The 26,631-nt window shown below is 66.5% G+C and carries 19 protein-coding genes and 4 pseudogenes; 16 read left to right on the forward strand and 7 right to left on the reverse strand.

What is annotated here, in order from left to right:
• Window positions 1-12: 12 nt before the first annotated feature.
• The 3 genes and pseudogenes from H0I39_RS00365 to H0I39_RS00375 all read left to right on the forward strand — a co-directional run bounded on the left by H0I39_RS00365 (window position 13) and on the right by H0I39_RS00375 (window position 4,150).
• Entirely contained in the window at window positions 13-1,809 is a 1,797-nt protein-coding gene (locus tag H0I39_RS00365; protein WP_180551619.1) for a PhoH family protein, read from the forward strand.
• A 167-nt stretch (window positions 1,810-1,976) separates the two neighbouring features.
• A pseudogene (locus tag H0I39_RS00370) lies at window positions 1,977-3,417 on the forward strand (IS5 family transposase).
• Window positions 3,418-3,508: 91 nt separating this feature from the next.
• On the forward strand, window positions 3,509-4,150 hold the full coding sequence (locus H0I39_RS00375; protein ID WP_180551620.1) for an IS1595 family transposase: 642 nt from the start codon (window positions 3,509-3,511) through the stop codon (window positions 4,148-4,150).
• A 253-nt stretch (window positions 4,151-4,403) separates the two neighbouring features.
• Here H0I39_RS00375 and acnB read toward each other — a convergent pair whose 3' ends face one another.
• The 4 genes from acnB to H0I39_RS00395 all read right to left on the reverse strand — a co-directional run bounded on the left by acnB (window position 4,404) and on the right by H0I39_RS00395 (window position 9,862).
• On the reverse strand, window positions 4,404-6,998 hold the full coding sequence (gene acnB / locus H0I39_RS00380) for a bifunctional aconitate hydratase 2/2-methylisocitrate dehydratase (RefSeq protein WP_180549182.1): 2,595 nt from the start codon (window positions 6,996-6,998) through the stop codon (window positions 4,404-4,406).
• Window positions 6,999-7,108: 110 nt separating this feature from the next.
• A complete protein-coding gene (locus H0I39_RS00385; RefSeq protein WP_180549183.1) occupies window positions 7,109-7,681 on the reverse strand; it encodes a hypothetical protein in 573 nt (190 codons plus the stop codon).
• Between the two features lie 56 nt (window positions 7,682-7,737).
• On the reverse strand, window positions 7,738-8,712 hold the full coding sequence (locus H0I39_RS00390) for an HpcH/HpaI aldolase/citrate lyase family protein (protein ID WP_180549184.1): 975 nt from the start codon (window positions 8,710-8,712) through the stop codon (window positions 7,738-7,740).
• 163 nt (window positions 8,713-8,875) lie between these two features.
• Entirely contained in the window at window positions 8,876-9,862 is a 987-nt protein-coding gene (locus H0I39_RS00395) for a malate dehydrogenase (protein WP_180549185.1), read from the reverse strand.
• A 185-nt stretch (window positions 9,863-10,047) separates the two neighbouring features.
• Here H0I39_RS00395 and H0I39_RS00400 point away from each other — a divergent pair, with 185 nt between their 5' ends.
• The 7 genes and pseudogenes from H0I39_RS00400 (at window position 10,048) to H0I39_RS00430 (ending at window position 16,258) form a co-directional block, all read left to right on the forward strand.
• On the forward strand, window positions 10,048-10,854 hold the full coding sequence (locus H0I39_RS00400; RefSeq protein ID WP_180549186.1) for a GntR family transcriptional regulator: 807 nt from the start codon (window positions 10,048-10,050) through the stop codon (window positions 10,852-10,854).
• Between the two features lie 244 nt (window positions 10,855-11,098).
• Complete coding sequence (gene sdhC, locus H0I39_RS00405; protein ID WP_180549187.1) at window positions 11,099-11,530, forward strand: succinate dehydrogenase, cytochrome b556 subunit; 432 nt, start codon at window positions 11,099-11,101, stop codon at window positions 11,528-11,530.
• A gap of 25 nt (window positions 11,531-11,555) precedes the next feature.
• Window positions 11,556-11,921: a succinate dehydrogenase, hydrophobic membrane anchor protein gene (gene sdhD / locus H0I39_RS00410; protein ID WP_180549188.1), complete on the forward strand. Its 366-nt coding sequence runs from the start codon at window positions 11,556-11,558 to the stop codon at window positions 11,919-11,921.
• Between the two features lie 46 nt (window positions 11,922-11,967).
• Window positions 11,968-13,776, forward strand: a complete 1,809-nt coding sequence (gene sdhA / locus H0I39_RS00415; RefSeq protein WP_180549189.1) for a succinate dehydrogenase flavoprotein subunit — start codon at window positions 11,968-11,970, stop codon at window positions 13,774-13,776.
• 30 nt (window positions 13,777-13,806) lie between these two features.
• Window positions 13,807-14,511: a succinate dehydrogenase iron-sulfur subunit gene (locus H0I39_RS00420; protein WP_180549190.1), complete on the forward strand. Its 705-nt coding sequence runs from the start codon at window positions 13,807-13,809 to the stop codon at window positions 14,509-14,511.
• Between the two features lie 135 nt (window positions 14,512-14,646).
• Window positions 14,647-14,919 (forward strand): annotated as a pseudogene (locus tag H0I39_RS00425) (FAD assembly factor SdhE); the annotation flags it as partial.
• A gap of 43 nt (window positions 14,920-14,962) precedes the next feature.
• A complete protein-coding gene (locus H0I39_RS00430) occupies window positions 14,963-16,258 on the forward strand; it encodes a citrate synthase (RefSeq protein WP_180549191.1) in 1,296 nt (431 codons plus the stop codon).
• 345 nt (window positions 16,259-16,603) lie between these two features.
• Here H0I39_RS00430 and H0I39_RS00435 read toward each other — a convergent pair.
• A pseudogene (locus tag H0I39_RS00435) lies at window positions 16,604-17,211 on the reverse strand (class I SAM-dependent methyltransferase).
• Between the two features lie 330 nt (window positions 17,212-17,541).
• On the opposite strand from H0I39_RS00435, the gene H0I39_RS00440 reads away from it, so the two are divergent.
• The 5 genes and pseudogenes from H0I39_RS00440 (at window position 17,542) to leuB (ending at window position 22,222) form a co-directional block, all read left to right on the forward strand.
• Window positions 17,542-18,489, forward strand: coding sequence for a LysR family transcriptional regulator (locus H0I39_RS00440; protein ID WP_180549192.1), 948 nt, complete (start codon window positions 17,542-17,544; stop codon window positions 18,487-18,489).
• 27 nt (window positions 18,490-18,516) lie between these two features.
• Window positions 18,517-19,965, forward strand: a pseudogene (gene leuC, locus H0I39_RS00445) (3-isopropylmalate dehydratase large subunit); the annotation flags it as partial.
• A gap of 91 nt (window positions 19,966-20,056) precedes the next feature.
• The gene (locus tag H0I39_RS00450) at window positions 20,057-20,155 is read left to right on the forward strand and encodes an entericidin A/B family lipoprotein (RefSeq protein ID WP_373368326.1); all 99 of its coding nucleotides are present in this window, start codon (window positions 20,057-20,059) and stop codon (window positions 20,153-20,155) included.
• 166 nt (window positions 20,156-20,321) lie between these two features.
• A complete protein-coding gene (gene leuD / locus H0I39_RS00455) occupies window positions 20,322-20,966 on the forward strand; it encodes a 3-isopropylmalate dehydratase small subunit (protein ID WP_180549194.1) in 645 nt (214 codons plus the stop codon).
• 185 nt (window positions 20,967-21,151) lie between these two features.
• Window positions 21,152-22,222 carry a 3-isopropylmalate dehydrogenase gene (gene leuB / locus H0I39_RS00460; protein ID WP_180549195.1) on the forward strand — a complete coding sequence of 357 codons (1,071 nt, stop codon included), beginning with the start codon at window positions 21,152-21,154 and terminating at the stop codon, window positions 22,220-22,222.
• Between the two features lie 322 nt (window positions 22,223-22,544).
• Here the strand turns inward: leuB and H0I39_RS00465 are convergent, their stop codons facing one another.
• Entirely contained in the window at window positions 22,545-24,038 is a 1,494-nt protein-coding gene (locus H0I39_RS00465; protein WP_257645528.1) for an ABC transporter substrate-binding protein, read from the reverse strand.
• Window positions 24,028-25,386, reverse strand: a complete 1,359-nt coding sequence (locus tag H0I39_RS00470; RefSeq protein WP_180549196.1) for a GGDEF domain-containing protein — start codon at window positions 25,384-25,386, stop codon at window positions 24,028-24,030. Before H0I39_RS00470 ends, H0I39_RS00465 begins: the two co-directional genes overlap by 11 nt.
• Window positions 25,387-25,619: 233 nt before the next feature.
• Here H0I39_RS00470 and ku point away from each other — a divergent pair, with 233 nt between their 5' ends.
• A complete protein-coding gene (gene ku / locus H0I39_RS00475; RefSeq protein ID WP_180549197.1) occupies window positions 25,620-26,531 on the forward strand; it encodes a non-homologous end joining protein Ku in 912 nt (303 codons plus the stop codon).
• The last annotated feature ends 100 nt before the right edge of the window (window positions 26,532-26,631 follow it).

The following is a 26,631-nucleotide window of genomic DNA, read 5'->3' on the forward strand; positions in this document are numbered from 1 at the left end:
AAGCCGCCTTGGCTGACAAGGCGGCTTTTTCTTTGGCCGACGCCAGCCGCATCGCGGCCGGGCGGTGCGCCCTCCGCTGAACCTTCCAATCCGCATGCCCCTGCCCCTCCCCCGACCAAACGTGGCGCCAAGCTGTCTTCCGACGTCATCGACCTGTCCACCCGCCGCGCCACGGCGCGTTCCACGGCAACGGCAACGGCAACGGCAACGCCCGCCAGCCGCAGCCGCGCGCCGGCACAGCAGGCGCGCTTGCTGACGGAATCCGTGGACGAGGTGGTCACCCCGCTGCCGGTGCCCGGCGCCCGCAGCCCCGTGGCACGCACGGAGGCGCCCGCCCCGGCCCGACCGGCCGAGCGCGTGGCTGAGAAACCTGCTCCCCAAAAGGCTGCCGCCCGCGCCCCCAAGGCCAAGGCCACAGGCCCCACGCGGCTGTTCGTGCTCGACACCAACGTGCTGCTGCACGACCCGACGGCGCTGTTCCGCTTCGAGGAGCACGACATCTTCCTGCCGATGATCGTGCTGGAGGAACTGGACGGCCACAAGAAAGGCATGACCGAGGTGGCCCGCAACGGCCGCCAGACCAGCCGCCTGCTGGATGCGCTGGCCGGCGTGAAGGGCGCCGACATGGCGCAGGGTTTGGCACTGGATTCGACCGGCAACGTGGCCGCCGGCGGCAAGCTGTACTTCCAGACCGCGCCGCTGGACGTGACCATGCCCGCCGCCCTGCCCCAGGGCAAGGCCGACAACCAGATCCTGGGCGTGGTCGCCGCGCTGGAGAAGCAATACGCACCGCGCGAAGTGATCCTGGTGTCGAAGGACATCAACATGCGCGTGAAGGCGCGCGCGCTGGGCCTGAAGGCCGAGGATTACGAGAACGACAAGACGCTGGAGGACGGCGACCTGCTGTATTCGGGCGTGCTGCAGTTGCCGCCCGACTTCTGGACGCGGCAGAGCAAGACCGTCGAGAGCTGGCAGAGCGGCAGTTCGACCTATTACCGCGTCAGCGGCCCGGCGGTGGCCAGTCTGTACATTAACCAGTTCGTCTATTTCGAGTCGCCCGGCGAGCCCAGCCTGTATGCGCGCGTGACGGAGATCCGCGACAAGACGGCGGTGCTGAAGACGCTGAAGGACTTCACGCACCTGAAGAACGGCGTGTGGGGCGTGACGGCGCGCAACCGCGAGCAGAACTTCGCCCTCAACCTGCTGATGGATCCGGAGATCGACTTCGTCACCCTGGCCGGCACGGCGGGCACCGGCAAGACGCTGCTGGCGCTGGCGTCGGGCCTGACGCAGGTGCTGGACGACCGCCGCTACACCGAGATCATCATGACGCGTGCCACCGTGAGCGTGGGCGAAGACATCGGCTTCCTGCCCGGCACCGAGGAAGAGAAGATGGGTCCGTGGATGGGCGCGCTGGACGACAACCTGGAGTTCCTCTCCAAGGGCGATGCCTCGGGCGCCGGCGAATGGGGGCGTGCCGCCACCAACGAGTTGATCCGCAGCCGCGTGAAGATCAAGAGCATGAACTTCATGCGCGGACGCACCTTCATGAACAAGTGGGTGATCATCGACGAGGCGCAGAACCTGACGCCCAAGCAGATGAAGACGCTGATCACGCGCGCCGGCCCCGGCACCAAGATCATCTGCATGGGCAACCTGGCGCAGATCGACACGCCCTACCTGACCGAAGGCTCGTCGGGCATGACCTACGCGGTGGACCGCTTCAAGGGCTGGCCGCACGGCGGCCACGTGACGCTGGCGCGCGGTGAGCGCTCGCGGCTGGCGGACTTTGCCAGCGAAGTGCTGTAGTCGCCCCTGAAGCCCCCACCCCCGCATGAACACTGGCTTTGCGGGTGATTGCCGATGTCCGGAACTCCCGGTTTGATATTCAATGGTGGCTGATTTCTGGGAGTTTTTCAGCCGTGCTGTTTGCCTGCTCTGCCACCGAGGACTTCTTTCGCTCGCGCATCGACCACATGATCGATCTGCACCATCCGCTGGCCGTGCTGGCCTCGCGCATGCCCTGGCAGCAGATCGAGGCATCGGTGTCGCACTTGCTGTCACGCAAAGGCCGCACGGGCGTGGCCATGCCCGATCTGGACCTCTTTGGCGAGCAGGTGCAACGTATCCGGGGCCCAGCAACGCTGGGCGCCCGCGCATACCGCTGCGGGTGATGATCTCCTTGCTGTACCTCAAGCACGCGTTCAACGAGTCCGACGAAGGCGTGGTGGCGCGCTGGGCCGACACGCCCCGCTGGCAGTTCTTCTCCGGCTGCGCCTACTACGAAGACCGCCAACCCTGCGACGCCAGCACCCTGATCAAATTCCGCCAGCTGCTGGGCGAAGAAGGTGTCGAAGAGCTGCTGGCACAGACCATCCACGTGGCCGTTGACCTCAAGCTCATCAAGGCACAGGAGCTCAGCCGCGTGATCGTCGACACCACGGTGCAACCCAAGGCCGTCGCGCACCCCACCGACAGCCGATTGCTGGAGACGGCCAGGAGCAAACTGGTCGAGGCCGCCAAGCAGGCCGGCATCGGACTGAAGCAGACCTTTGCAAGGAAGGCAAGCAACTGGCTCGCCAGGCCGGGCGTTATGCCCATGCCCGGCAGTTCAAACGCATGCGCCGGGTCATCAAGCGGCAGAGAACCATCGCTGGGCGCCTGCAGCGCGAGATCGAGCGCAAGGCCAGCGCCATCGCAGCGGCTGCGCGGCAGGCCCTGGATGAGACGCTGGGCAAAGCCCGGCGCATTGCCGCGCAAAGCGGCCAGCGCAAGGCAATTGATGGCTCCAAGCTCTACGCCTGGCACGCCCCCGAGGTGGAATGCATCAACAAAGGCAAGGCCCGCCAGCCCTACGAGTTCGGCGTCAAGGCAGGCATTGCCAGCACCTTCAAGGGCAATCTGATCGTGGGTGCAAGGACCTTTGCCGGCAACCCGTATGACGGGCACACCCTCCATGAGCAACTGGAGCAAGCCAGCATCCTGATGCAGGACTGCCAGATCAGGCCAGCAACAGCCTTCGTCGATCTGGGCTATCGGGGTGTGGAGAAGGACAACCCGGGCGTGGACATCAGGCACCGGGGCAAAGCCAGGCAGCTGAGCAAGGCAGAAAGAAAGCAACTCAAGCGCCGTCAGGCGATCGAGCCGGTGATCGGGCACCTCAAGAGCGATCATGGCCTGGATCGCTGTCATCTCAAGGGCCAGACTGGAGATGCGATGCATGCGGTGCTGTGCGCGGCGGGCTACAACATCCAATGGCTGCTGCGCATGATCGCCAAGAAGAGCATCGCCTTCTTGTGGCGGCTTTATTGGCGCCTATGCCAGAGTCTGCCCCCGGCGCCGCACTGCACGCCATCGCGTTGGAAGTTGATCGACCGAACGTCCAGCAGTCGTTCAGAGTCACTGGCCTGGGCGTGAAAATGAATAGGGTCTTAGGAAGCAAACCTCTCTACCAAGTGAGCTAACTTCCTATCGTGATTCAGAAAACAGGTACTTCAGGCGTTCCAAGATCAGTGAAGCGAAGTTTCGCCAGCTCGTGCGCTACTTCGCCATGGATTTGACGGCCACCGACTGCGCCCAACTGTGCGGGCTGTCGCTGCGTTCGGTCAACAGCATCTATCTGCGCATGCGTGCTCGCATGGCCGAGCACTGTGAAGCGCGCTCGCCCTTTGTCGGAGAGCTCGAAGCCGATGAGTCCTACTTCGGTCCCCGGCGCGTACGCGGCTTGCGCGGCCGCGGCGCGGGCCGCAAGACGGTGGTCTTTGGTTTGTTCAAGCGAGGCGACTGTGTCTACACCGAGATCGTGCCCGATGCCCCCAAACGCACCTTGCAGGCCATCATCCGGGGCAAGGCCGACATTGCCAGCATCATTCACACTGATGGCTGGAGAGGCTACGACGGGCTGGTGGACGTGGGCTTTGACAAGCACTTTCGGGTCAGCCACGGGGCCAATGAGTTCGAACGTGGCTCGGTGCATGTCAATGGCATCGAGAGCTTCTGGAGCTTGGCCAAGCGGCGACTGGCGCAGTTCAATGGCGTGCCGCGCAAGACGTTCTATCTGCACTTGAAGGAGACCGAGTTTCGCTTCAATCATCGAAATCAGAACCTCTACAAAGCATTGCTATCCTTGCTCAGAAACAATCCGCTTTGATAGCGTTTGCTTCCTAAGACCCATGAATAAATCAGGGACGACGCTGTAAGCATGAAATGATAAGAATTTGATAGCTGCTTGCGCATGTCCACAAAGGATTTGAGATAAAAACCTATCTGAAATCATTTAATAACGGGCGCAGGAAGCTATGATTTTTGAGTAGCCAGCCGCTCCCAACACTGTACGCTGGCGCCCACGAAAAAGCCCCGCACCTCTCGGTAGCGGGGCTTTGCTTTTCAGCCGATCGGGCCGATTACACGGTCACTTCCTTGGCCACGTCCGCGTACTCCTCGATCTGGTCGAAGTTCATGTAGCGGTACACGCTGGCCTTGTCGGCGTCGATGATGCCCATCTCGGCGCTGTACTCCTCCACCGTGGGGATGCGGCCCAGCTTGGAGCAGATGGCCGCCAGCTCGGCGCTGCCCAGGAACACGTTGGTGTTCCTGCCCAGGCGGTTGGGGAAGTTGCGCGTGCTGGTCGACATGACGGTGGCACCCTCGCGCACCTGCGCCTGGTTGCCCATGCACAGGCTGCAGCCCGGCATCTCGGTGCGTGCGCCGGCGGCGCCGAAGGCGGCGTACTGGCCTTCCTTCATCAGCTCGTCCTGGTCCATCTTGGTGGGCGGTGCCACCCACAGCTTGACGGGGATGTCGCGCTGGCCGCCCAGCAGCTTGGCGGCGGCGCGAAAGTGGCCGATGTTGGTCATGCACGAGCCGATGAAGGCTTCGTCGATCTTGGTGCCGGCCACTTCGGACATGAACTTGGCGTCGTCCGGATCATTCGGGCAGCAGACGATCGGCTCCTTGATGTCGGCCAGGTCGATCTCGATGACGGCGGCGTACTCGGCGTCCTTGTCGGCTTCCAGCAGCTGCGGGTTGGCCAGCCACTGTTCGACCTTCTCGATGCGGCGCGCCAGTGTCTTGGCGTCGGCGTAGCCGTTGGCGATCATGTTCTTCATCAGCACCACGTTGGATTGGAGGTACTCGATGATCGGCTCCTTGTCGAGCTTGATCGTGCAGCCGGCGGCCGAGCGCTCGGCGCTGGCGTCGGACAGCTCGAACGCCTGCTCCACCTTCAGCTGCGGCAAGCCTTCGATCTCCAGCACGCGGCCCGAGAAGATGTTCTTCTTGCCTGCCTTCTCGACGGTCAGCAGGCCCTGCTTGATGGCGTACAGCGGAATGGCGTGCACCAGGTCGCGCAGGGTCACACCCGGCTGCATCTCGCCCTTGAAGCGCACCAGCACCGACTCGGGCATGTCCAGCGGCATCACGCCCGTGGCGGCGGCAAACGCCACCAGGCCGGAACCGGCCGGGAAGCTGATGCCGATCGGGAAGCGCGTGTGCGAATCACCGCCGGTGCCCACGGTGTCGGGCAGCAGCAGGCGGTTGAGCCAGCTGTGGATCACGCCGTCGCCCGGGCGCAGGGCCACGCCGCCGCGGTTGCTGATGAAAGCGGGCAGCTCGCGGTGCATCTTGGCATCGACGGGCTTCGGATAGGCAGCGGTGTGGCAGAAGGACTGCATCACCATGTCGGCACTGAAGCCCAGGCAGGCCAGGTCCTTCAGTTCGTCGCGCGTCATCGGGCCGGTGGTGTCCTGGCTGCCGACGGTGGTCATCTTGGGCTCGCAGTAGGTGCCGGGGCGGATACCCTGGCCTTCCGGCAGGCCGCAGGCGCGGCCGACCATCTTCTGCGCCAGCGTGAAGCCGGCCTTGGTCGCGGCGGGGGCCTGCGGCAGACGGAACTTGTCCGACGCCGGCAAACCGAGGAATTCGCGCGCCTTGGCGGTCAGGCTGCGGCCGATGATCAGGTTGATGCGGCCGCCGGCGCGCACTTCGTCCAGCAGCACGTCGCTCTTGAGCGCGAAGTCGGCCACCTTCTGGCCGCCCTTCTCGATCTTGCCCTCGTAGGGGTAGATGTCGATCACGTCGCCCATCTCGAACTTCGACACGTCAACTTCGATCGGCAGCGAGCCAGAGTCTTCCTGCGTGTTGAAGAAGATCGGCGCGATCTTGCCGCCCAGCGTGACGCCGCCGAAGCGCTTGTTCGGCACGAAGGGAATGTCCTGGCCGGTGGCCCAGATCACGCTGTTGGTGGCCGACTTGCGGCTGGAGCCGGTGCCCACCACGTCGCCCACGTAGGCGACGATGTGGCCCTTCTTCTTCAGGTCCTCGATGAACTGCATCGGGCCGCGCTTGCCGTCTTCCTCGGGCTTGAAGGCCGCGTCGGGGCGCGTGTTCTTCAGCATCGCCAGGTAGTGCAGCGGAATGTCGGGGCGGCTCCAGGCGTCGGGCGCGGGCGACAGGTCGTCGGTGTTGGTTTCGCCCGGCACCTTGAACACGGTGACGGTGATCTTCTTCTCGACCTCGGGACGGCTGGTGAACCACTCGGCGTCGGCCCAGCTCTGCATCACCTCCTTGGCCTTGGCGTTGCCCGCCTTGGCCTTGGCGGCGACGTCGTTGAAGAAGTCGAACATCAGCAGCGTTTTCTTCAGCGCGTCGGCGGCTTGCTGAGCGACTTCGGCATCGTCCAGCAGCTCGATCAGCGGGTGCACGTTGTAGCCGCCGACCATGGTGCCCAGCAGCTCGGTGGCCTTGGCCTTGCTGATCAGGCCCACCTGGACGTCGCCGTGCGCCACGGCGGCCAGGAAGCTGGCCTTGACCTTGGCCGCGTCGTCCACGCCGGGCGGCACGCGGTGGGTCAGCAGGTCGAGCAGGAAGGCGGCGTCTTCACCCGCGGGCGGGTTTTTGATCAGCTCGATCAGCTCAGCAGTCTGCTTGGCATCCAACGGCAGCGGCGGGATGCCCAGGGTGGCTCGTTCGGCGACGTGGGCGCGATAGGCGTTCAACACTTTCTTCTCTCCTGATTGATGACTTCGATTCGTTGCGGATCGCCGCCGGCCCCATGCCGGGTGGCGACCCTTGCTGACCGCGCAACCACCGCCGGCCGCCCGAGGCGGGCTTACTTGCTGTCGAGCAGGCTGGACTGCGGGTTGGCCTGCATCTGGGCGGCGAACTCGCGCTGCGTGGGGGTGGCGCATTCGTCGGCCACGCGCTGACCCAGCTTCTGGTTCAGCAGCATGGATTTGTTGCCCAGCTGCAGCCACATGGCGCCCTGGCGGTTGTCTTCCATGCGGATGGCGCCGGTGCGGCTTTCGACCGGGTGCATGTAGTAGTTCTGCTTGCCGGTGCTGACGCGGAAGAAACCGGGGTTCTTGTCGTCCGGCGTCACCGTCACGTCGGCGCCCAGCTCGCACTGGATCTTGCCGGTGTGCACATGCTGGGCGATGGCCACTTCGGCATCGGTCAGGCGCTGGGTCAGCGTCTGCACCGGCGTGACCGATTCGACCGCCTTGGCAGTCTTGCTCGGCACACGCTTCTTCGGCGCAGCCTTGACGGTCTTCTTGGCGGGCGCCTTGGCCGGTGCCTTCTTGGTGGCGGCTGGCTTCTTGGCCGTACCGGACGACTGTGCCTGCACGGCACCCATGGGCAGGCTCAAAGCGACCGCGACGGAGGCAAGGGCGAGGAGTTTCATACTGCGTTCACTCTCAAGAAAAAGGTAGGGGTGGCGATGATGACATGCCGGCCGTGTCAGAACCATGGCGCCACCTCGGTGGGCAGGTGCCGTCCGGTGGCGTGGGCACGCTCCAGCACCTGCCAGAAATGGCGGTAGCTGGCGCGGTCGTGCAGGGCGCCGTCGTGGCTGATCGGCGCCCAGTCGGCCTGGGCCGCCGCCAGCAGGATGGCGCTGGCGGTGTGGATCTGCTGCTCGTCGGGCGCGAAGGCCTCAAGGATGGGGCGGATCTGGCTCGGGTGGATGCTCCACATGCGGGTGTAGCCGAACTCGCGCGCGGCGCGGCGCGCCGCGGTGCGCATGGCGGCTTCGTCCCTGAATTCGGTGACCACGCAGTGCGACGGCACCTTGCCGAAGGCGTGCGCGGCGCTGGCGATCTCCAGCTTGGCGCGCAGCACCAGCGGGTGCGTGAACTGGCCTTCGATGCCCATGCCCTCGGCCGGGATGGCGCCGGCGTGGGCCGAGACGAAGTCCATCAGCCCGAAGCTGAGCGACTGCACGCGTGGGTGCGCGGCGATGTCGAAGGCGCGGTGCACGGCGCCGGGCGATTCGATCAAAACTTGTAGCGGCAGGCCCTTGCTGTACGCCGACAGAAGGGCTTTTTCGGCCCGGATCACGTCCTCGACCGACTCCACCTTGGGAATCATGATGTGCGTCAGGCGCGGGCCGGCGTCGCGGGCGATGATGTCCATGTCGGCCTCGAAGGCCGGATGGTCGACCGGGTGCACGCGCACGCCCACGCGGGCGCCGTCGGGGGCGGACATGACCAGCTCGGTCACCAGCAACGCGTGCTCCGCCTCGCCGCCCACGGGCGCGCCGTCCTCGCAATCCAGCGTGACGTCGAACACGCAGGCGCCGAATTCCTCGGCCATCTCGGCCTGCAGTTGCAGGCTCTTGCGCATGCGCACTTCGACACCGCTGTAGTGGTCGCACACCGGCAGCATGCCGGCGGCGGCCTGGGCGCCGAGGAGGATGTCGCGCGGGTGGGTCATGGGCGGTGCGGAATCGGAAACGCTGTGGTATTCAAAAAGATAGCTTCCTGCGCACGCTGAGCCTTGATTTCAAGACAAATCGATCTGAAACCGGCTTGAATCGGGCGCAAGCAGCTATGTTTTTGCAGTCACGCCGGGTGGCCGGCGTGACTGCGGGGGCGCATCACAGCAGGTGCTTCACGCCTTCCTGCTCGCCTTCCAGCTCGGCCAGGGTCTTGTTGATGCATTCCTGGCTGAAGGCGTCGATCGGCAGCCCTTCGACGACCTTGTACTCGCCGTTCTCGGTGGTGACGGGGAAGCCGAACATCACGTCCTTGGGGATGCCATACCAGCCCTGCGACGGGATGCCCATGGTCACCCACTCGCCGTTGGTGCCCAGCGCCCAGTCGCGCATGTGGTCGATGGCGGCGTTGGCGGCCGAGGCGGCCGACGACAGGCCGCGCGCCTCGATGATGGCGGCGCCGCGCTTGCCCACGGTGGGCAGGAAGGTGTTGGCGTTCCATTCCTGGTCGTTGATCATGTCCTTGACGCTGGCGCCGTCGATGGTGGCGAAGCGGTAGTCGGCGTACATGGTGGGCGAGTGGTTGCCCCACACGGTGAGCTTCTTGATGTCCTTGACGGCCTTGCCGGTCTTGGCGGCGATCTGGCTAGCGGCACGGTTGTGGTCCAGGCGCAGCATCGCGGTGAAGTTCTTGGCCGGCAGGTCGGGCGCCGACTTCATGGCGATGTAGGCGTTGGTGTTGGCCGGGTTGCCCACCACCAGCACCTTGACGTTGCGGCTGGCCACGGCGTTCAGTGCCTTGCCCTGCGCGGTGAAGATCTGCGCGTTGGCGGCCAGCAGGTCGGCGCGCTCCATGCCGGGGCCGCGCGGACGGGCGCCCACCAGCAGGGCGTAGTCGGTGTCCTTGAAGGCGGTCATCGGGTCGCTGTGCGCTTCCATGCCGGCCAGCAGCGGGAAGGCGCAGTCTTCCAGTTCCATCATCACGCCCTTGAGCGCCTTCTGCGCCTTCTCGTCGGGGATCTCGAGCAGTTGCAGGATCACCGGCTGGTCCTTGCCCAGCATCTCGCCGGAGGCGATACGGAACAGCAGGGCGTAGCCGATCTGGCCAGCGGCGCCGGTGACGGCCACGCGAACGGGCTTCTTGCTCATGGAAAACACTCCAAAGGTTGTGATGAAACGGTGACAGGACGAACGTGCCAGACCACTGAAAACCGCCGGGCCAGGGCATTCCGAACAGCCCTCAAGTGTATCCGCAGAAACCCGGAGGGTCAATTTGTCTTGTGTCTTATATAAGATATCATTACCCTTCCAGCAACCTGACAAGGCAAGCCGCGATGGCCAGCGCCGCCACCCCTCCTCCCCCTGCCGACACCGATTCGCCGCCGGCGCCGGCCGCGGCCGCCTGGGGCGGGCAAGCGCCCGCGTTCAGCCCGCTGTACCAGCAGATCAAGGGGCTGATCCTGCAGGGCCTGCAGCAGGGCGAATGGAAGCCGGGCGAAGTCATCCCCAGCGAGTTCGACCTGGCCGCGCGCTACAAGGTCAGCCAGGGCACGGTGCGCAAGGCCGTCGACGAACTGGCGGCCGAAAACCTGCTGGTGCGCCGCCAGGGCCGCGGCACCTTCGTGGCCACGCACGCCGAGCAGCACATGCAGTACCGCTTTCTGCGCCTGCAGCCCGACAGCGGCACGGTGGACAGCGAGGGCCCGGCGCAGCGCGATTTCGTCGACTGCCGGCGCCAGCGCGCCAGCGCCGAGGTGGCCCGCCTGCTGGGCCTGCGCGCGGGCGACCCGGTGCTGCAAGCGCGGCGCCTGCTGCGCTACGGCGGCGTGCCGACGATCCTGGAGGACATCTGGCTGCCGGGCGGGCCGTTCAAGGGGCTGACGGTGGAGCGCCTGTCGGACTACCACGGGCCGATGTACGCGCTGTTCGAGGCCGAATTCGGCGTGCGCATGGTGCGCGCCGACGAGAAGATCCGCGCCGTGCTGCCCGACGCCGCGCAGGCTGCCCTGCTGGATGTGACGCCCGCCACGCCGCTGCTGAGCGTGGAGCGCATCGCCTACACCTACAACGACGTGCCCATGGAACTGCGCCGCGGGCTGTACCGCACCGACACGCACCACTACCGCAACGAACTGAACTGAGCGGCTTGGGCCACTTTGATCGTGATAGCTGCTCGCGCCCGATGCGCCTCGATTTCAGCATCGTTTGGATCTGAAATCGCCATGCACCAAGCGCAAGCAGCTACTGAATTCGAAGCAATCCTCGACATGCCCCTGCGTGCGCCGATGCAATGCTCCAGTCAGCTTGTTGCATTGCAATAGAATTTGCAGGTTCACTCCCGAAGAATTACAACGTCGTTACATTTTTCCCCACGAGAGCCCCACCATGAGCGAAGTCGCCAAGCCCCGGCCCGAATACCGAAACATCAACGCCCTGGGCGACCTGCCCAGCTACCGCTGGCCGCTGGCTGCGCTGGTGTCGGGCGCGCACCGCCTCAGCGGCGTGCTGATGTTCCTGCTGCTGCCCTTCATCCTGTGGCTGTTCGACAAGTCGGTGTCGTCCGAGATCTCCTTCGGCCAGTTCACCGCCGCCTTCTCGTCGGGGCTGGGCATCTTCGGCGGCTGGTTCATCAAGCTGGTGGTGCTGGCGCTCATCTGGGCCTACCTGCACCACCTGTTCGCCGGCGTGCGCCACCTGTACATGGACGTGTCGCACAACACCACCAAGGATTTCGGCCGCCGCTCGGCCGCCACCGTGCTGGTGGCCAGCCTCGGGCTGACGCTGATCCTGGGCGCCAAGCTGTTCGGCCTGTACTGATTCAAGAGGAAGAAGGAGCAAACCCATGGCTGTCAACTACGGCTCCAAGCGCACCGTCGTCGGTGCCCACTACGGCACCGGCGACTGGCTGGTGCAGCGCTTCACCGCCGCGCTGATGGTGATCTTCACCCTGGTGGTGCTGGCGCAGGTGATCCTGACCAAGGGCACCATCGGCTACGACAAGTGGGCCGGCATCTTCGCGTCGCAGTGGATGAAGGTGCTGACCTTCGCCGTCGTCGTGGCGCTGATCTGGCACATCTGGGTCGGCATGCGCAACGTGTGGATGGACTACATCAAGCCCGTCGGCATGCGCATGACGCTGCAGGCGCTGACCCTGGCCTGGCTGGTCGGCTGCGCGGGCTGGGCCTTCCAGGTGCTGTGGCGCCTGTAAGCCGCCGCTGCCCACCCCCGATGACAAGAATTACTGAGCCAAGAACATGAGTTACACCAAAGACAAAATCAACGTCCGCAAGTTCGACGTGGTGATCGTCGGCGCGGGCGGCTCGGGCATGCGTGCCTCGCTGCAGCTGGCGCGCGCCGGCCTCAACGTCGCCGTGCTGTCCAAGGTCTTCCCCACCCGCTCGCACACCGTGGCGGCGCAGGGCGGCGTCGGCGCCTCGCTGGGCAACATGAGCGAGGACAACTGGCACTACCACTTCTACGACACCATCAAGGGCAGTGACTGGCTGGGCGACCAGGACGCCATCGAGTTCATGTGCCAGGAAGCGCCCAAGGTGGTGTACGAGCTGGAGCACTTCGGCATGCCGTTCGACCGCAACCCCGACGGCACCATCTACCAGCGCCCCTTCGGCGGCCACACCGCCAACTACGGCGAGAAGCCCGTGCAGCGCGCCTGCGCTGCCGCCGACCGCACCGGCCACGCCATGCTGCACACGCTGTACCAGCAGAACGTGGCCAGCAAGACGACCTTCTTCGTCGAGTGGATGGCGCTCGACCTGATCCGCGACGCCGAGGGCGACGTGGTCGGCGTCACCGCCATCGAGATGGAAACCGGCGACCTGTACGTGCTGCACGCCAAGACGGTGATGCTGGCCACCGGCGGTGCCGGCCGCATCTTCGCCGCCTCGACCAACGCCTTCATCAACACCGGCGACGGCTTGGGCATGGCGGCGCGCGCCGGCGTCCCGCTGCAGGACATGGAGTTCTGGCAGTTCCACCCCACCGGCGTGGCCGGCGCCGGCGTGCTGCTGACCGAAGGCTGCCGCGGCGAAGGCGCCATCCTGCTCAACAGCGAGGGCGAGCGCTTCATGGAGCGCTACGCCCCGACGCTGAAGGACCTGGCGCCGCGCGACTTCGTCTCGCGCTCGATGGACCAGGAAATCAAGGAAGGCCGCGGCTGCGGCCCCAACAAGGACTATGTGGTTCTCAAGCTCGACCACCTGGGCGCCGAGACCATCCACAAGCGCCTGCCCTCGGTGTACGAGATCGGCATCAACTTCGCCAACGTCGACATCACCAAGGAGCCGATTCCCGTGGTGCCGACCATCCACTACCAGATGGGCGGCGTGCCGACCAACATCAACGGCCAGGTCTGCGTGCCCACCGGCGGCGACAACTTCAACACGCCGGTGAACGGCCTGTACGCCGTGGGCGAATGCTCCTGCGTCAGCGTGCACGGCGCCAACCGCCTGGGCACCAACTCGCTGCTCGACCTGCTGGTGTTCGGCAAGGCCGCCGGCAACCACATCATCGCCAACCATTCAAAGGGCGCGTACAAGCCGCTGCCGGCCGATGCGGCGGATCGCTCGCTGGAGCGCCTGAACCGGCTGGAAAACGCCAACGATGGCGAATACGCGCAAAGCATTGCCAACGACATCCGCGCCAGCATGCAGGCGCACGCCGGCGTCTTCCGCACCCAAGCCAGCATGGACGAAGGCGTGCGCAAGATCGCCGAGTTGCGCGAGCGCGTGAACGGCCTGGGCCTGAAAGACCATTCGCGCGTCTTCAACATGGCGCGCCAGGAAGCGCTGGAGGTCGAGAACCTGATCGAGGCGGCGCAGGCCACCATGGTGTCGGCCGCCGCCCGCCACGAATGCCGCGGCGCCCACACGGTGGTCGATTACGAGAAGCCGGCCGACGATCCGCAAGCCCCGCTGGGTCGCGACGACGCCCACTGGATGAAGCACACGCTGTGGCACAAGGACGGCAACCAGCTCAGCTACAAGCCCGTGCGCCTGCAGCCGCTCACCGTCGAAAGCGTGCCGCCCAAAGTGCGCACGTTCTAAAGCCAGCGCCCGGTCACAAGGAAAAACACGATGCAAAAACGCACCTTCAAGATCTACCGCTACGACCCGGACAAGGACGCCAAGCCGTACATGCAGACGGTGGAGATCGAGCTGGAAGGCAACGAGCGCATGCTGCTTGACGCCCTGATGAAGCTCAAGGCGGTCGACCCGACGCTGTCGTTCCGCCGCTCGTGCCGCGAAGGCGTCTGCGGCTCCGACGCCATGAACATCAACGGCAAGAACGGTCTGGCCTGTCTGACCAACCTGCGCACGTTGAAAGACCCGATCATCCTCAAGCCGCTGCCCGGCCTGCCGGTGGTGCGCGACCTGATCGTGGACATGACGCAGTTCTTCAAGCAGTACCACTCGATCAAGCCCTACGTCATCAACAACGACCCGCCGCCCGAGACCGAGCGCCTGCAGTCGCCGGAGGAACGCGAGGAACTGAACGGCCTGTACGAGTGCATCCTGTGCGCCAGCTGCTCAACCGCCTGCCCCAGCTTCTGGTGGAACCCCGACAAGTTCGTCGGCCCGGCCGGCCTGCTGCAGGCCTACCGCTTCCTGGCCGACAGCCGCGATCAGGCCACCGGCGAGCGGCTGGACAACCTGGAAGACCCGTACCGCCTGTTCCGCTGCCACAGCATCCTGAACTGCGTCGACGTGTGTCCCAAGGGCCTGAACCCGACCCGCGCCATCGGCAAGATCAAGGAGTTGATGGTTCGCCGCGCGGTCTAGAAATGCCCCCTGAGTCGCTTCGCGCCTTCCCCCGAGGGGGACAACACCACTGGCCGGCACAGGTCCGGCCACGGCGTTTGCTGGCATGGTCTGCTCCGCGGCCTTCTGAGCTGAAGTGACCCAGGGATCCCCGCCATGACGACTCCCCTCGATGAGCGCGCGCTCTCCAAGCTCAAGTGGCGCTGCCGCCGGGGCATGCTGGAGAACGACCTCTTCATCAAGCGCTTCTTCGTGCGCCACGAAGGCCGCCTGACGCCGCGCCACGCCGATGCGCTGACGCAGCTAATGGATCTGTCCGACAACGATCTGCTCGACCTGCTGCTGCGGCGCAAGGAGCCGGCAGACGATCTCGATTCGCCCGACGTGCGGGAAGTCCTGGGGATGCTGCGCACGCAGCCCCGGGCGACACCGCCACCCAACGTTCGACCGCCAACCCCCAAGGAAACCCGACATGAACCTTTCCGACAACAAAGCCAAGCTGACGTTCTCCAACGGCAGCCCCGACGTCGACCTTCCGGTCTATCAGGGCAGCATCGGCCCGGATGTCATCGACATCCGCAAGCTGTACGCACAGACCGGCATGTTCACCTACGACCCCGGCTTCCTGTCCACGGCCTCCTGCCAGTCGTCCATTACCTACATCGACGGCGACAAGGGCGAGCTGCTGTACCGCGGCTACCCCATCGAGCAGCTGGCCGAGAAGGTCGACTACCTCGACACCTGCTACCTGCTGCTGAAAGGCGAGCTGCCCGACAGCCAGCAGCGCGACCAATTCCACAAGCTCGTCACCAACCACACCATGGTGAACGAGCAGATGCAGTTCTTCCTGCGCGGCTTCCGCCGCGACGCGCACCCGATGGCGGTGCTGACGGGCCTGGTGGGCGCCATGTCGGCCTTCTACCACGAGAACACCGACATCCATAACCCCGACCACCGCGACCGCGCCGCCATCCAGCTGATCGCCAAGATGCCCACGCTGGTGGCCATGGCCTACAAGTACGGCAAGGGCGAGCCCTACATGTACCCGCAGAACAGCCTGAGCTACGCCGGCAACTTTCTGCGCATGATGTTCGGCACGCCGTGCGAGGAGTACAAGGTCAACCCGGTCATCGAAAAGGCGATGGACCGCATCTTCATCCTGCACGCCGACCACGAGCAGAACGCCTCCACCTCCACCGTGCGCCTGTGCGGCAGCTCGGGCACCAACCCGTTCGCGGCCATCGCCGCCGGCGTGGCCTGCCTGTGGGGCCCGGCCCACGGCGGCGCCAACGAGGCCTGCCTGAACATGCTGGAAGACATCCAGAAGATGGGCGGCGTGGCCAAGGTGGGCGAGTTCATGGAGCAGGTCAAGGACAAGAACTCGGGCGTACGCCTGATGGGCTTTGGCCACCGCGTCTACAAGAACTACGACCCGCGCGCCAAGCTGATGCAGGAAACCACCAACGAGGTGCTGGCCGCGCTGGGCCTCGAGAAGGACCCGCTGTTCGCCCTGGCCAAGGCGCTCGAGAAGATCGCCCTGGAAGACGACTACTTCGTGCAGCGCAAGCTCTACCCGAACGTCGACTTCTACTCCGGCATCGTGCAGCGCGCCATCGGCATCCCGGTCAACCTGTTCACCGGCATCTTCGCCCTGGCCCGCACCGTCGGCTGGATCGCCCAGCTCAACGAGATGATCAGCGACCCCGAGTACAAGATCGGCCGCCCGCGCCAGCTGTACGTCGGCTCGCCGCGCCGCGACGTGGCCTGACCGGTCAGCAACCGGACGCTGCACCCAGCCCGCCCGCCCCGGCGGGCTTTTTCTTGCGCGCTGCCGTGGCCCGCGGCGCCAAACCCCTGCAATGCAGGGGGGACCTGTCAAATTTTTCTGATGAAGAAAAACGGCTTCAGCGCCCATTCAACGGGCGCAAGCAGCTCCTGATCTTGAACTGCCATACCGCACCAAATGGCTATCGCCTGATTCAGCGTTTCATCACGCCTTGCGCTCAGAACAATGCCCCATGACGGCGTCTGGCGCCGCCTGACCGATGGCGAACGGGCCCTTTGTCATTGAAGCGCAGCGAAGTCGTTCGTCATTCTTGATGGCGAATGCGCCTCAGCCCCCGTCCATGTGCTCCAGCGCGAACAGCGGCACCTCGGCCTGGCGGCTCAGCCAGAGGCCGCCGCCGAGCTCGCGCATCTGCTCGCGCAGGCCGCGCCGGTACAGCGCCACGCGGTGGCGGAACTGGCGCCCATCGGTCAGCTCCTCATCGATCACGTCGCGCTCGTAGTCCTCGCGCGACACGGCCTCCAGGTACAGCGCGCCGCGGCTCAGGCGGCCCAGGGTGGCCGCGCGCGCTGCAGGTCGGGCGGGCTCAGGTAAGGCAGCACGCCCTGGCAGATCACCAGATCGAACGGTTCGCTGGCGCTGTAATCCACCACCGAGCCGCGCTCCCAGCCGTAGCGCTGGCACAGGTAGTCGCTGATCTCCACCCCGTGGTAGCTGGCCGCCGGAAAGTGCCGCGCGATCAGTTCACGCCACAGGCCGATGCCGCAGCCCATGTCCAGCACGCGCCGCACCGGCACGCGCAGGTACTGCAGGTAGGCCGCCACGAAGGCGCTCAGGCGCTCAACGTGGGCGGGATCGACCACGCTGGTCTTCTTGTCGAAATAGAAGCGCTGGTAATAGGCTTCGTCGAAGGTGGTCGGGGGCGCGGATTGCATGTGGTGGGCGGTGAAGAAAGACAGGCGCCGGTGGCGCGCATTCTGAATAAAAATGGCTCCAGCGCTTATGCTGCAAGCGCAGGCAGCTTCTGTTTATATAGCAATTCGGTGTCGAACCAAGGTGCGGCGCACCGGCGGAACGCAGGGCGAACGCCCGCCGCCCGCGCCACGGCGCCCCGCACCATACCTCACAGCCGCGCGCTGCCGCGCCGTCACCCCCAGCCATCCCCACCCGCCACCCCATCCATCGCCATTCACGATGCCCACCCATCGAATTACTGGAAAAATCGCTCCAAGCCATCTTCAACCAAGACGCCACCTCTGCCCGCCATGAAACCCACCGAACGCAGCTTTGCCCGCCGCATCGACCTGACCAGCCTGCAGCTGTTCGTGGCCGTGGGCGAGACGGGCAGCATCGGCAAGGCGGCCGAGCGCGAGTTCATTGCCGCCTCGGCCGTCAGCAAGCGGCTGGCCGAGCTGGAAAGCGCCCTGGGCACCGCCCTGCTCTACCGCCACGCCCGCGGCGTGGACCTGACGCCCGCCGGCCAGGCGCTGCTGCACCACGCGCGCAGCGTGCTGTTCGGGCTGGAGAAGATGCAGGGCGAGCTGAGCGAATACGCCGACGGCGTGCGCGGCCACGTGCGCGTGCACGCCAGCATCTCGGCCATCGTGCAGTTCCTGCCCGAGGACCTGGGCCGCTTCGCGCGCCAGCACCCCGATGTCAAGATCGACCTGGCCGAGCACCTCTCGGGCGAGGTGCTGCGCGCCGTGCAAGAGGGCGCGGCCGACATCGGCATCTGCAATGCCAGCGCCGTCGGACACGGTGCCGAGGCGCTGCAACTGCAGCCCTACCGCCACGACCATTTGGCATTGATTGTGCCCTCAGCGCACGCCCTGTCGGCGCTGACAGCTATCAATTTTGAAGAAACGCTGGATTTCGACCACGTCGGCCTGCAGGCCAACAGCTCGATCGCGCTGGCCATGCACCAGGCCGCGGCGCAGGCCAGGCGGCCGATCCGCCTGCGCATCCGCGTCAGCGGCCTGGACGCCATGTGCCGCATGATCGACAACGGCCTGGGCGTGGGCGTGATGCCCGCCCGCGCCTTCGCGCTGATGCGCGGCGCCAGCGCGCTGGTGGCGGTGCCGCTGGCCGACGCCTGGGCCCGGCGCACGCTGGGGCTGGTGGCGCGCGACTTCGCCACCCTGCCCGCCACGGCGCGGGCGCTGGTCGAACACTTGCGGCAAGCGCCTACGCCGGCCGAGGCCGCGGCAGCCTAGAATTTGAACCCACGAGAGAATGCCCCGATGACCGCCAAGACGCTTTACGACAAGATCTGGGACGAGCACGTCGTCCACACCGAGGAGGACGGCACCGCCATCCTCTACATCGACCGCCACCTGGTGCATGAAGTCACCAGCCCGCAGGCCTACGAGGGCCTGCGCCAGGCCGGCCGCAAGGTCTGGCGCATCAGCAGCGTGGTGGCCACCGCCGACCACAACACGCCCACCACCGGCTGGGAGCGCGGCTACGACGGCATCGAGGACCCGATCAGCAAGGAACAGGTCACCACGCTCGACGCCAACATCAAGGAGCACGGCGCGGCGGCCTTCTTCCCCTTCCTGCACGCGCGCCAGGGCATCGTGCACGTGATCGGCCCCGAAAACGGCGCCACCCTGCCCGGCATGACCGTCGTCTGCGGCGACAGCCACACCAGCACGCACGGCGCCTTCGGCGCGCTGGCGCACGGCATTGGCACCAGCGAGGTCGAGCACGTGCTGGCCACGCAGACCCTGCTGGCCAAGAAGGCCAGGAACATGCTGATCAAGGTGAACGGCCAGGCCGCGCCCGGCGTGACCGCCAAGGACATCGTGCTGGCCATCATCGGCAAGATCGGCACCGCCGGCGGCACCGGCTACACCATCGAATTCGGCGGCGACGCCATCCGCGCGCTCAGCATGGAAGGCCGCATGACGGTGTGCAACATGGCCATCGAAGCCGGCGCCCGTGCGGGCCTGGTGGCCGTGGACGACAAGACTATCGAGTACGTCAAGGGCCGCCTGCTGGCCCCGGGCACCGACTCGGCCACGGGCAAGTTCGTGGGCGGCCCCGAGTGGGACCAGGCCGTCGCCTACTGGAAGACGCTGCATTCCGACCCCGGCGCGCACTTCGACGCCGTGGTCGAACTCGACGCGGCACAGATCGTGCCGCAGGTCACCTGGGGCACCAGCCCCGAGATGGTGCTGGGCATCGACGGCCGCGTGCCCGACCCCGACAAGGAAAAGGACGCCAACAAGCGCGGCGCCATCGAGCGCGCCCTGACCTACATGGGGCTGGAGCCGAACAAGGCGCTGAACGACGTGCACGTCGACAAGGTGTTCATCGGCAGCTGCACCAACAGCCGCATCGAGGACATGCGCGAAGCCGCCGCGGTGGTGAAAAAGCTGGGCCGCAAGGTGGCCCCCAACATCAAGCTGGCCATGGTGGTACCCGGCTCCGGCCTGGTCAAGCGCCAAGCCGAGGCCGAGGGCCTGGACAAGGTGTTCACCGCCGCCGGCTTCGAGTGGCGCGAACCCGGCTGCAGCATGTGCCTGGCCATGAACGCCGACCGGCTGGAGCCGGGCGAGCGCTGCGCCTCCACCAGCAACCGCAACTTCGAGGGCCGGCAGGGCAATGGCGGCCGCACCCATCTGGTCAGCCCGGCAATGGCCGCGGCGGCCGCCGTGCACGGGCATTTTGTCGATGTCCGTGTTTTTCGTGACGCCCGGCGACGGGGTCTTTTTGCTAACCAAGGAGATGAAGATGTTCAAGAAAATCGCAGCAACGATGGCCGCCCTTGCCATGGTGATGGGCCTGGCCGCCTGCAACACCGTCAAGGGTGTGGGCAAGGACGTCGAGCGCGCCGGCGAAGGCGTGCAGAACGCCGCTGACAAGGCCAAGCGCTGATCGTCGGCCGGTAGCCCGGGCGGGCCCGCAGGGCGCGCCCGGCGCTTCTGTCGCCCTCGCGCGTGGCGGCCCGGCAGCACCCGCGCCGCTTTCCTGATCCTTCTCCCCGCGTCTGTCTTCACGTTCTGGTGCCCGGCCTGAAAGTGCCGCGCCCACCTCATCCACCATGGACAAGTTCACCATTCACCAGGGCCTGGTCGTTCCCATCGACCGCGAGAACGTCGACACCGACGCCATCATCCCCAAGCAATTCCTGAAGTCGATCAAGAAGACCGGCTTCGGCCCCAACCTGTTCGACGAGTGGCGCTACCTGGACAAGGGCGAGCCCGGCATGGACCCGGCGTCGCGCCAGCCCAACCCCGACTTCGTGCTGAACCAGCCGCGCTATGCGGGTGCCAGCGTGCTGCTGGCGCGCAAGAACTTCGGCTGCGGCTCCAGCCGCGAGCACGCGCCCTGGGCGCTGCAGCAGTACGGCATCCGCGCGCTGATTGCGCCCAGCTTTGCCGACATCTTCTTCAACAACTGCTTCAAGAACGGCCTGCTGCCCATCGTGCTGCCTGAAAGCACGGTGGCCAAGCTGTTCGACGAAGTGGCCGCCTTCCCCGGCTACCAGCTCACCGTCGACCTGCCGCGCCAGGTCATCGTCAAGCCCGACGGCAGCGAATTGCCCTTCGACGTGCAGCCCTTCCGCAAGGAATGCCTGCTGAACGGCTGGGACGACATCGGCCTGACCCTGCGCCAGAGCGACAAGATCAAGACCTTCGAAGCCGAGCGCCTGGCCAGCAAGCCCTGGCTGGCACACACCGCCTGAAGATCCGGACATCCGGACATCCGGACATCCGGACATCCGGACATCCGGACGCAGAAGGCGCAGAAACTCGCAGAGGACGCAGAACAAACCATTTTTTGGATTTTTGCGTCTTATGCGAAACCTCTGCGTCCTCTGCGTTCGGCTGTTTTTGACGGCCATTCCATTCTTTCCACCTACACGCTCCCATGAAAATCGCAGTTCTCCCCGGTGACGGCATCGGCACCGAAATCGTCGCTGAAGCCGTCAAGGTGCTCAAAGCGCTCGACCTCCAGTTCGAAATGGAAGAAGCCCCGGTGGGCGGCGCCGCCTACGACGCGGCCGGCCACCCGCTGCCCGAAGCCACGCTGAATCTCGCCAAGCAGGCCGACGCCATCCTGTTCGGCGCCGTGGGCGACTGGAAGTACGACAAGCTCGACCGCCCGCTGCGCCCAGAGCAGGCCATCCTGGGCCTGCGCAAGCACCTGGGCCTGTTTGCCAATTTCCGCCCCGCCATCTGCTACGAGCAGCTCACCCATGCCAGCAGCCTGAAGCCCGAGCTGGTGGCGGGCCTGGACATCCTCATCATCCGCGAGCTGACGGGCGACATCTACTTCGGCCAGCCGCGCGGCCGCCGCGTGGCGACTGACGGGCATTTCCCCGGCGCCGAGGAAGCCTTCGACACCATGCGCTATTCGCGCCCCGAGATCGAGCGCATCGCCCGCGTGGCCTTCGAGGCGGCGCGCAAGCGCCACAAGCGCGTCACCAGCGTCGACAAGGCCAACGTGCTGGAGACCTTCCAGCTGTGGAAGGACGTGGTGACCGAGGTGCACAAGGACTACCCGGACATCGAACTCGACCACATGTACGTCGACAACGCGGCGATGCAGCTGGTGAAGGAGCCCAAGCGCTTCGACGTGGTGGTCACCGGCAACATGTTCGGCGACATCCTCTCTGACGAAGCCTCGATGCTCACCGGCTCCATCGGCATGTTGCCCTCGGCCAGCCTGAACGACAAAAAGCAGGGCCTGTACGAGCCCAGCCACGGCAGCGCGCCCGACATCGCCGGCAAGGGCGTGGCCAACCCGCTGGCCACCATCCTGAGCGCGGCCATGATGCTGCGCTTCAGCCTGAACCAGCCCGAGGCGGCCGACCGCATCGAGGCGGCGGTGAAGAAGGTGCTGGCGCAGGGCCTGCGCACGCCCGACATCTACAGCGAGAGCACGACGAAAGTCGGCACGCGTGAGATGGGCGAGGCGGTGGTCAAGGCGCTGGGCTGACAGCCCCTGGTCCGGCCGGCGGTCGCCGCCGCGCACGGCCCGGTTCCATCGAGCCCTGACCTTGCCTGCGCACGGCCGTGCTGCAAGACCGGGTGATTCCAATGCCCGATCAAGACAGCCAGAAATTCGTCATTCCGGCGAAAGCCGAAATCCAGGCGGCGTGCACCAGAACACATGGGCCCCGGCTTTCGCCGGGATGACGGTTGTTCACGTTTTAAAGCAGAGGCAGAAATAGGGTAGTATATGCCTCAAACGCCCAGTTGACGGGCGCTGCAGCTTTGCATATAGGGAGTAATGCACCCCAGCCGCTACCTGCCGGCGTTCACTGGCGCCAGTGGACGTCTTCCAGCACGAAGGACGGGATGGGGCTTTCCTCCCACACGCCCATCAGGTCCTTGTGCATGAAGTTGCGCTCGGGCCGCATCAGCAGGAACACGTTGACCGCGTCGTCGCTGATCCTGCGCTGCGCCTCGCCCAGGCGGCGGTGCAGTTCGGCCTCGTTCGGCGCCGACAGCACGCGCTCCCACAGCGCGCGGAATTCGGGGCTCTGGTAGTTGAAGTAGTAGCCCGGCCGGGCGTAGATGTTCAGGTCCAGCGGCTCGACGTGCAGGATCAGCGACAGGTCGTAATCCTTCTTCTCGAACACCTGGCTCATCCACTGCTTCCAGTCCACCTGTTGCAGCTCGACGCGAAAGCCCACCTCCTCCAGGTTGGCGGCGATCTTCAGGCCGCCGAAGCGGCCGTAGTCGGTGGGCGGCACGGTCAGCGTCACGCGCTGGCCGGGCGCCACGCCCGCCTCGGCCAGCAGCGCCCTGGCGCGTGCCGGCTCGAACGGGTAGCGCTGCGCCAGGTCGACATACGCCGGGTGCCAGGGCGCGAAGTGGCTGCCGATGAGCTGGGGCTTGAACTGCGTGCCGTAGATGGTGCTCAGGTCGAACCGGTCGATGGCGTGCGCCAGCGCCCGGCGCACGCGCACGTCGTTGAACGGCGGGCGGGCGTTGTTGATGGCCACGATCATCTTGCTCTCGAGCTTGCGCGAGCCCATGCGGTAGTCCGGGCGCTCCATGAACGGGCCGGTCATCTTGGTCACGCTGCCCAGCCAGTCGAGCCGCCCCTCGGCCAGCATGTTCTCGGTCTCGGCGCTGCTGCTGAGAAACACGAACGGGGCGCTGCGCAGGGCCGGCTTCCTGCCCCAGTAGCCGGTGTGCCGGTCGATCCGCACCGAATGGCCGCGCTGCCATTCGCCGAAGCGGAACGGCCCGGTGCCGACCGGCTGCGTGGCGTTGCCCGCCGCCGAATCGGGGTGCACGATCAGCGCCGCCGGCAGGGCCAGGGCAAACGGCAGCAGCGCATCGGGCTGGTGCAGGCCGATGACGAGCTGGTGGCTGCCCAGCGCCTGCACCCCGGCGATCTTCTCGAACCACTGCTTCTGCGGGTTGCGTGAACCCGGCGCCAGGATGCGGCGCAGGCTGGCCGCCGCCACGCTGGCGTCGAAGGGCTTGCCGTCGTGAAAGCGCACGCCGCGGCGCAGCGTGAAGGTGTAGCTCAGGCCGTCGGGCGCGCGCACCCAGTCGGTGGCCAGGCGCGGCGCCACCCGGCCCTTGCCGTGGATCACCGTCAGGCCTTCCAGCACGTTGGCGTACACGATCTCGCCCGCCGTGGCGGCGGCGGTGGCGGTGGGGTCGAGCATCGGCGGCTCGAGCTGCACGCCGAGCCGGACGGTGTCGCGCGCCGCCAGCGCCGGCAGGCACAGCAGCAGCCCGCACAACAGCACGGCCACGGCGCGCCAGCCGCGGTGAATCGCGTCAGATTTCAAGCACTTCTCCCTGAACAGCAGGCGCCGCCGCTGCCGATGCCGCGCCCGGCGGCGCCAGCTGCACGCGGTTGCGGCCGCAACGCTTGGCCACGTACAGCGCGTCGTCGGCCGCGCGCAAGGCAATGTCGAGCGCCCGGCGGGGCGCGGCGGCGTCACCGGCCTGGGCGGCCGGCGGCGCGGCGATGGGCGCGAGGCCGAAGCTGATGCTCATGCCCAGCTGGCCGCCGTCCGGCAGCGCCATGGGCGTGGCGGCAATCGCCGCGCGCACGCGCTCGACCACGCTGTACACCGCTTCGGCCGTCTGCGCCGGAATCACGGCCACGAACTCCTCGCCGCCAAAGCGCGCCAGGGCCTCGCCCTCGCGCAGATTGGCCCGCAGCAGGCCGGCCACGTGCACCAGCGCCTGGTCGCCGATGGCGTGCCCGTGCTGGTCGTTGATCTGCTTGAAGTGGTCGATGTCGCCCATCAGCACCCACAGCGGCCCGCCCGGCTGCGCCACGCGCCGCATGGCCCGCCGCTCGAAGAAGCGACGGTTCGGCAGCTGCGTCAGCAAGTCGTGGTCGGCCAGGAAGGCCAGCTCCTCGTTGGCGCGGTTCATCTCGCGCTCGTGCGCCTGGATGCGGGCCACGTAGCTGCCCACGGTCTGCGCCAGGCTGCTGATTTCGTCAGGCGCCCCCACCGCCAGGGCCTGGGGCGCCACGGCGCCCTCGTCCACCATGCGCTTGAGCGTCAGCACGCGGCGCACCACCACGCGGTTGAACCACAGGGCGGCGGCGATCACGGCCAGCAGCAGCAGCAGGCCCACCGCCATCGTGGTGCGGCGGTGCGCGTCCACGTCCTGCGCCAGCTGGCTGCTCTGCTCGGCCAGCAGGCGGCGGCTGTTGGCGGCCACCAGGCCGAGCTGCGTGCTGAGCACCGCCGTCGCGTTCTCGTTGTCCTTCTGCAGCCGCGCCACCGCCTGTGCGGCCTCGCCGTCGGCCGGCTCGTCGATGCGCTGGCCCACGGCAGCGCTCAGCGCGCGCCCGGTCTCCTGGATCTGGCCGATGCGGTTGGCCAGCTCGCCGGCCAAGGCGGCGTCTGCCGGCGGCAGCTTCAGGTCGTCCAGCAGCTTGTTGACCCAGGTGATGCGGTCCGTCAGCGCCACCCAGGCGGCCCGGCGCTCGGCCTGGGTGCGGGCAGCGGCCAGCATCGCGGACTCGTTGTCGAGCAGATCGGCCTGCTGCATCAGGCGGGTGGAGGCCATCAGGTGCTCGACCTGCACCTGGCGCAGCTGCTCCAGCGCCTGGCTCTGGCGGGTCAGGGCCCACAGCGTGAGGCCCATGGCCCCCACCACGAGCAGGGCCACCATCGACGACACCAGCGCGCTGCGGGCCGTAAGGCCTGTGGGAATGAAGGGAAACCGGGCGCCGCGGGGCATGAATCTAAATGTAACTTGTATAGCGCTTTTGGTATAGCACCGCGAGGTATGGCCGTGCGTTTTTCGGCCGATGTGCGCCTACAAGCGCGAGGGCGCTCGTCTGGCCGCGGGGTGCGGCCCCGGTGCCACACTGGCGCTTTCAACCGCCTTTGCAGGAGCCGCCGATGGCCCAAGCCACTTCCAGCGAAACCGACGAAGCGCCCCGCCCCACCGCGCGCGTGGTGTGGAAGGGCGCGATCAGCTTCGGCCTGGTGCACATTCCGGTGGCGCTGTACACCGCCACCACCTCGTCGGCGGTCGATTTCGACTGGCTCGACCGCCGCACCATGGAGCCGGTCGGTTACAAGCGCATCAACAAGAAGACCGGCAAGGAGATCGCCGCCGCCGACATCGTGAAAGGCGTGGAGATCGAGGACGGCCAGTACGTGGTGCTGAGCACGGACGAGATCAAGGCGGCGTTCCCCAAGACCACGCAGACGATCGAGATCGAATCCTTCATCCAGGCCAGCGAGATCCCGTTCGTCTACCTCGAGCGCCCGTATTACCTCGCCCCCATCAACCGCGGCGAAAAGGTGTACGCCCTCCTGCGCGAGGCGCTGCTGGAGAGCGGCCGCGTCGGCGTGGCGCGGGTGGTGATCTCGACCCGGCAGCACCTGGCGGTGCTGGTGCCCAGCGGCCCGGCGCTGATCCTGAACCTGCTGCGCTGGGGCGGCGAGATCCGCTCCTTCGAGGCGCTCAAACTGCCACCCGCCGGCGCCAGGGCGTCGGGGCTGAAGGAGAGCGAGCTGAAGATGGCGCGCCAGCTGATCGAGGAAATGTCCGCGCCATGGGATGCCGACGACTTCCGCGATTCGTTCAAGGACGAGATCATGCGCCTGGTCCGGGAAAAGGCCGAGGCCGGCGAGGTGCAGAGCGTGGAAAAGGTCGACACGCCGACCGAAGGCACGCGCAAGGGCGCCGAGATCATCGACCTGACCGAGTTGCTCAAGCGCAGCCTGCAGGGCGGCGCCGGCAAGGACGACGATGGCCCCGCCGCCAAAGCCCCAGCCAAGTCGCGCCCGCGCAAGCGCGCCTGAACGCCCGGCGCGCACGCGCGGCGGCGCCAAGAACGCGGCCGCCGCCCGCCGCAGCGGCGCTGGCCAGGCTGGCAAGAATTACAAGACAAAAACGGCTCCA

The sequence above is a fragment of the Ottowia beijingensis genome (assembly GCF_013423955.1).
GTDB lineage: Bacteria > Pseudomonadota > Gammaproteobacteria > Burkholderiales > Burkholderiaceae_C > Ottowia > Ottowia beijingensis.

Excerpts from the sequence above, each read along its gene's own strand:
- sdhC (WP_180549187.1), top strand. The coding sequence starts at position 11,099 with ATGAGCGAAGTCGCCAAGCCCCGGCCCGAATACCGAAACATCAACGCC.
- H0I39_RS00420 (WP_180549190.1), top strand. The coding sequence starts at position 13,807 with ATGCAAAAACGCACCTTCAAGATCTACCGCTACGACCCGGACAAGGAC.
- leuB (WP_180549195.1), top strand. The coding sequence starts at position 21,152 with ATGAAAATCGCAGTTCTCCCCGGTGACGGCATCGGCACCGAAATCGTC.
- ku (WP_180549197.1), top strand. The coding sequence starts at position 25,620 with ATGGCCCAAGCCACTTCCAGCGAAACCGACGAAGCGCCCCGCCCCACC.
- H0I39_RS00450 (WP_373368326.1), top strand. The coding sequence starts at position 20,057 with ATGGGCCTGGCCGCCTGCAACACCGTCAAGGGTGTGGGCAAGGACGTC.
- H0I39_RS00385 (WP_180549183.1), bottom strand. The coding sequence starts at position 7,681 with ATGAAACTCCTCGCCCTTGCCTCCGTCGCGGTCGCTTTGAGCCTGCCC.
- sdhD (WP_180549188.1), top strand. The coding sequence starts at position 11,556 with ATGGCTGTCAACTACGGCTCCAAGCGCACCGTCGTCGGTGCCCACTAC.
- H0I39_RS00400 (WP_180549186.1), top strand. The coding sequence starts at position 10,048 with ATGGCCAGCGCCGCCACCCCTCCTCCCCCTGCCGACACCGATTCGCCG.
- H0I39_RS00390 (WP_180549184.1), bottom strand. The coding sequence starts at position 8,712 with ATGACCCACCCGCGCGACATCCTCCTCGGCGCCCAGGCCGCCGCCGGC.
- H0I39_RS00470 (WP_180549196.1), bottom strand. The coding sequence starts at position 25,386 with ATGGTGGCCCTGCTCGTGGTGGGGGCCATGGGCCTCACGCTGTGGGCC.
- leuD (WP_180549194.1), top strand. The coding sequence starts at position 20,322 with ATGGACAAGTTCACCATTCACCAGGGCCTGGTCGTTCCCATCGACCGC.
- sdhA (WP_180549189.1), top strand. The coding sequence starts at position 11,968 with ATGAGTTACACCAAAGACAAAATCAACGTCCGCAAGTTCGACGTGGTG.
- H0I39_RS00430 (WP_180549191.1), top strand. The coding sequence starts at position 14,963 with ATGAACCTTTCCGACAACAAAGCCAAGCTGACGTTCTCCAACGGCAGC.
- H0I39_RS00395 (WP_180549185.1), bottom strand. The coding sequence starts at position 9,862 with ATGAGCAAGAAGCCCGTTCGCGTGGCCGTCACCGGCGCCGCTGGCCAG.
- H0I39_RS00440 (WP_180549192.1), top strand. The coding sequence starts at position 17,542 with ATGAAACCCACCGAACGCAGCTTTGCCCGCCGCATCGACCTGACCAGC.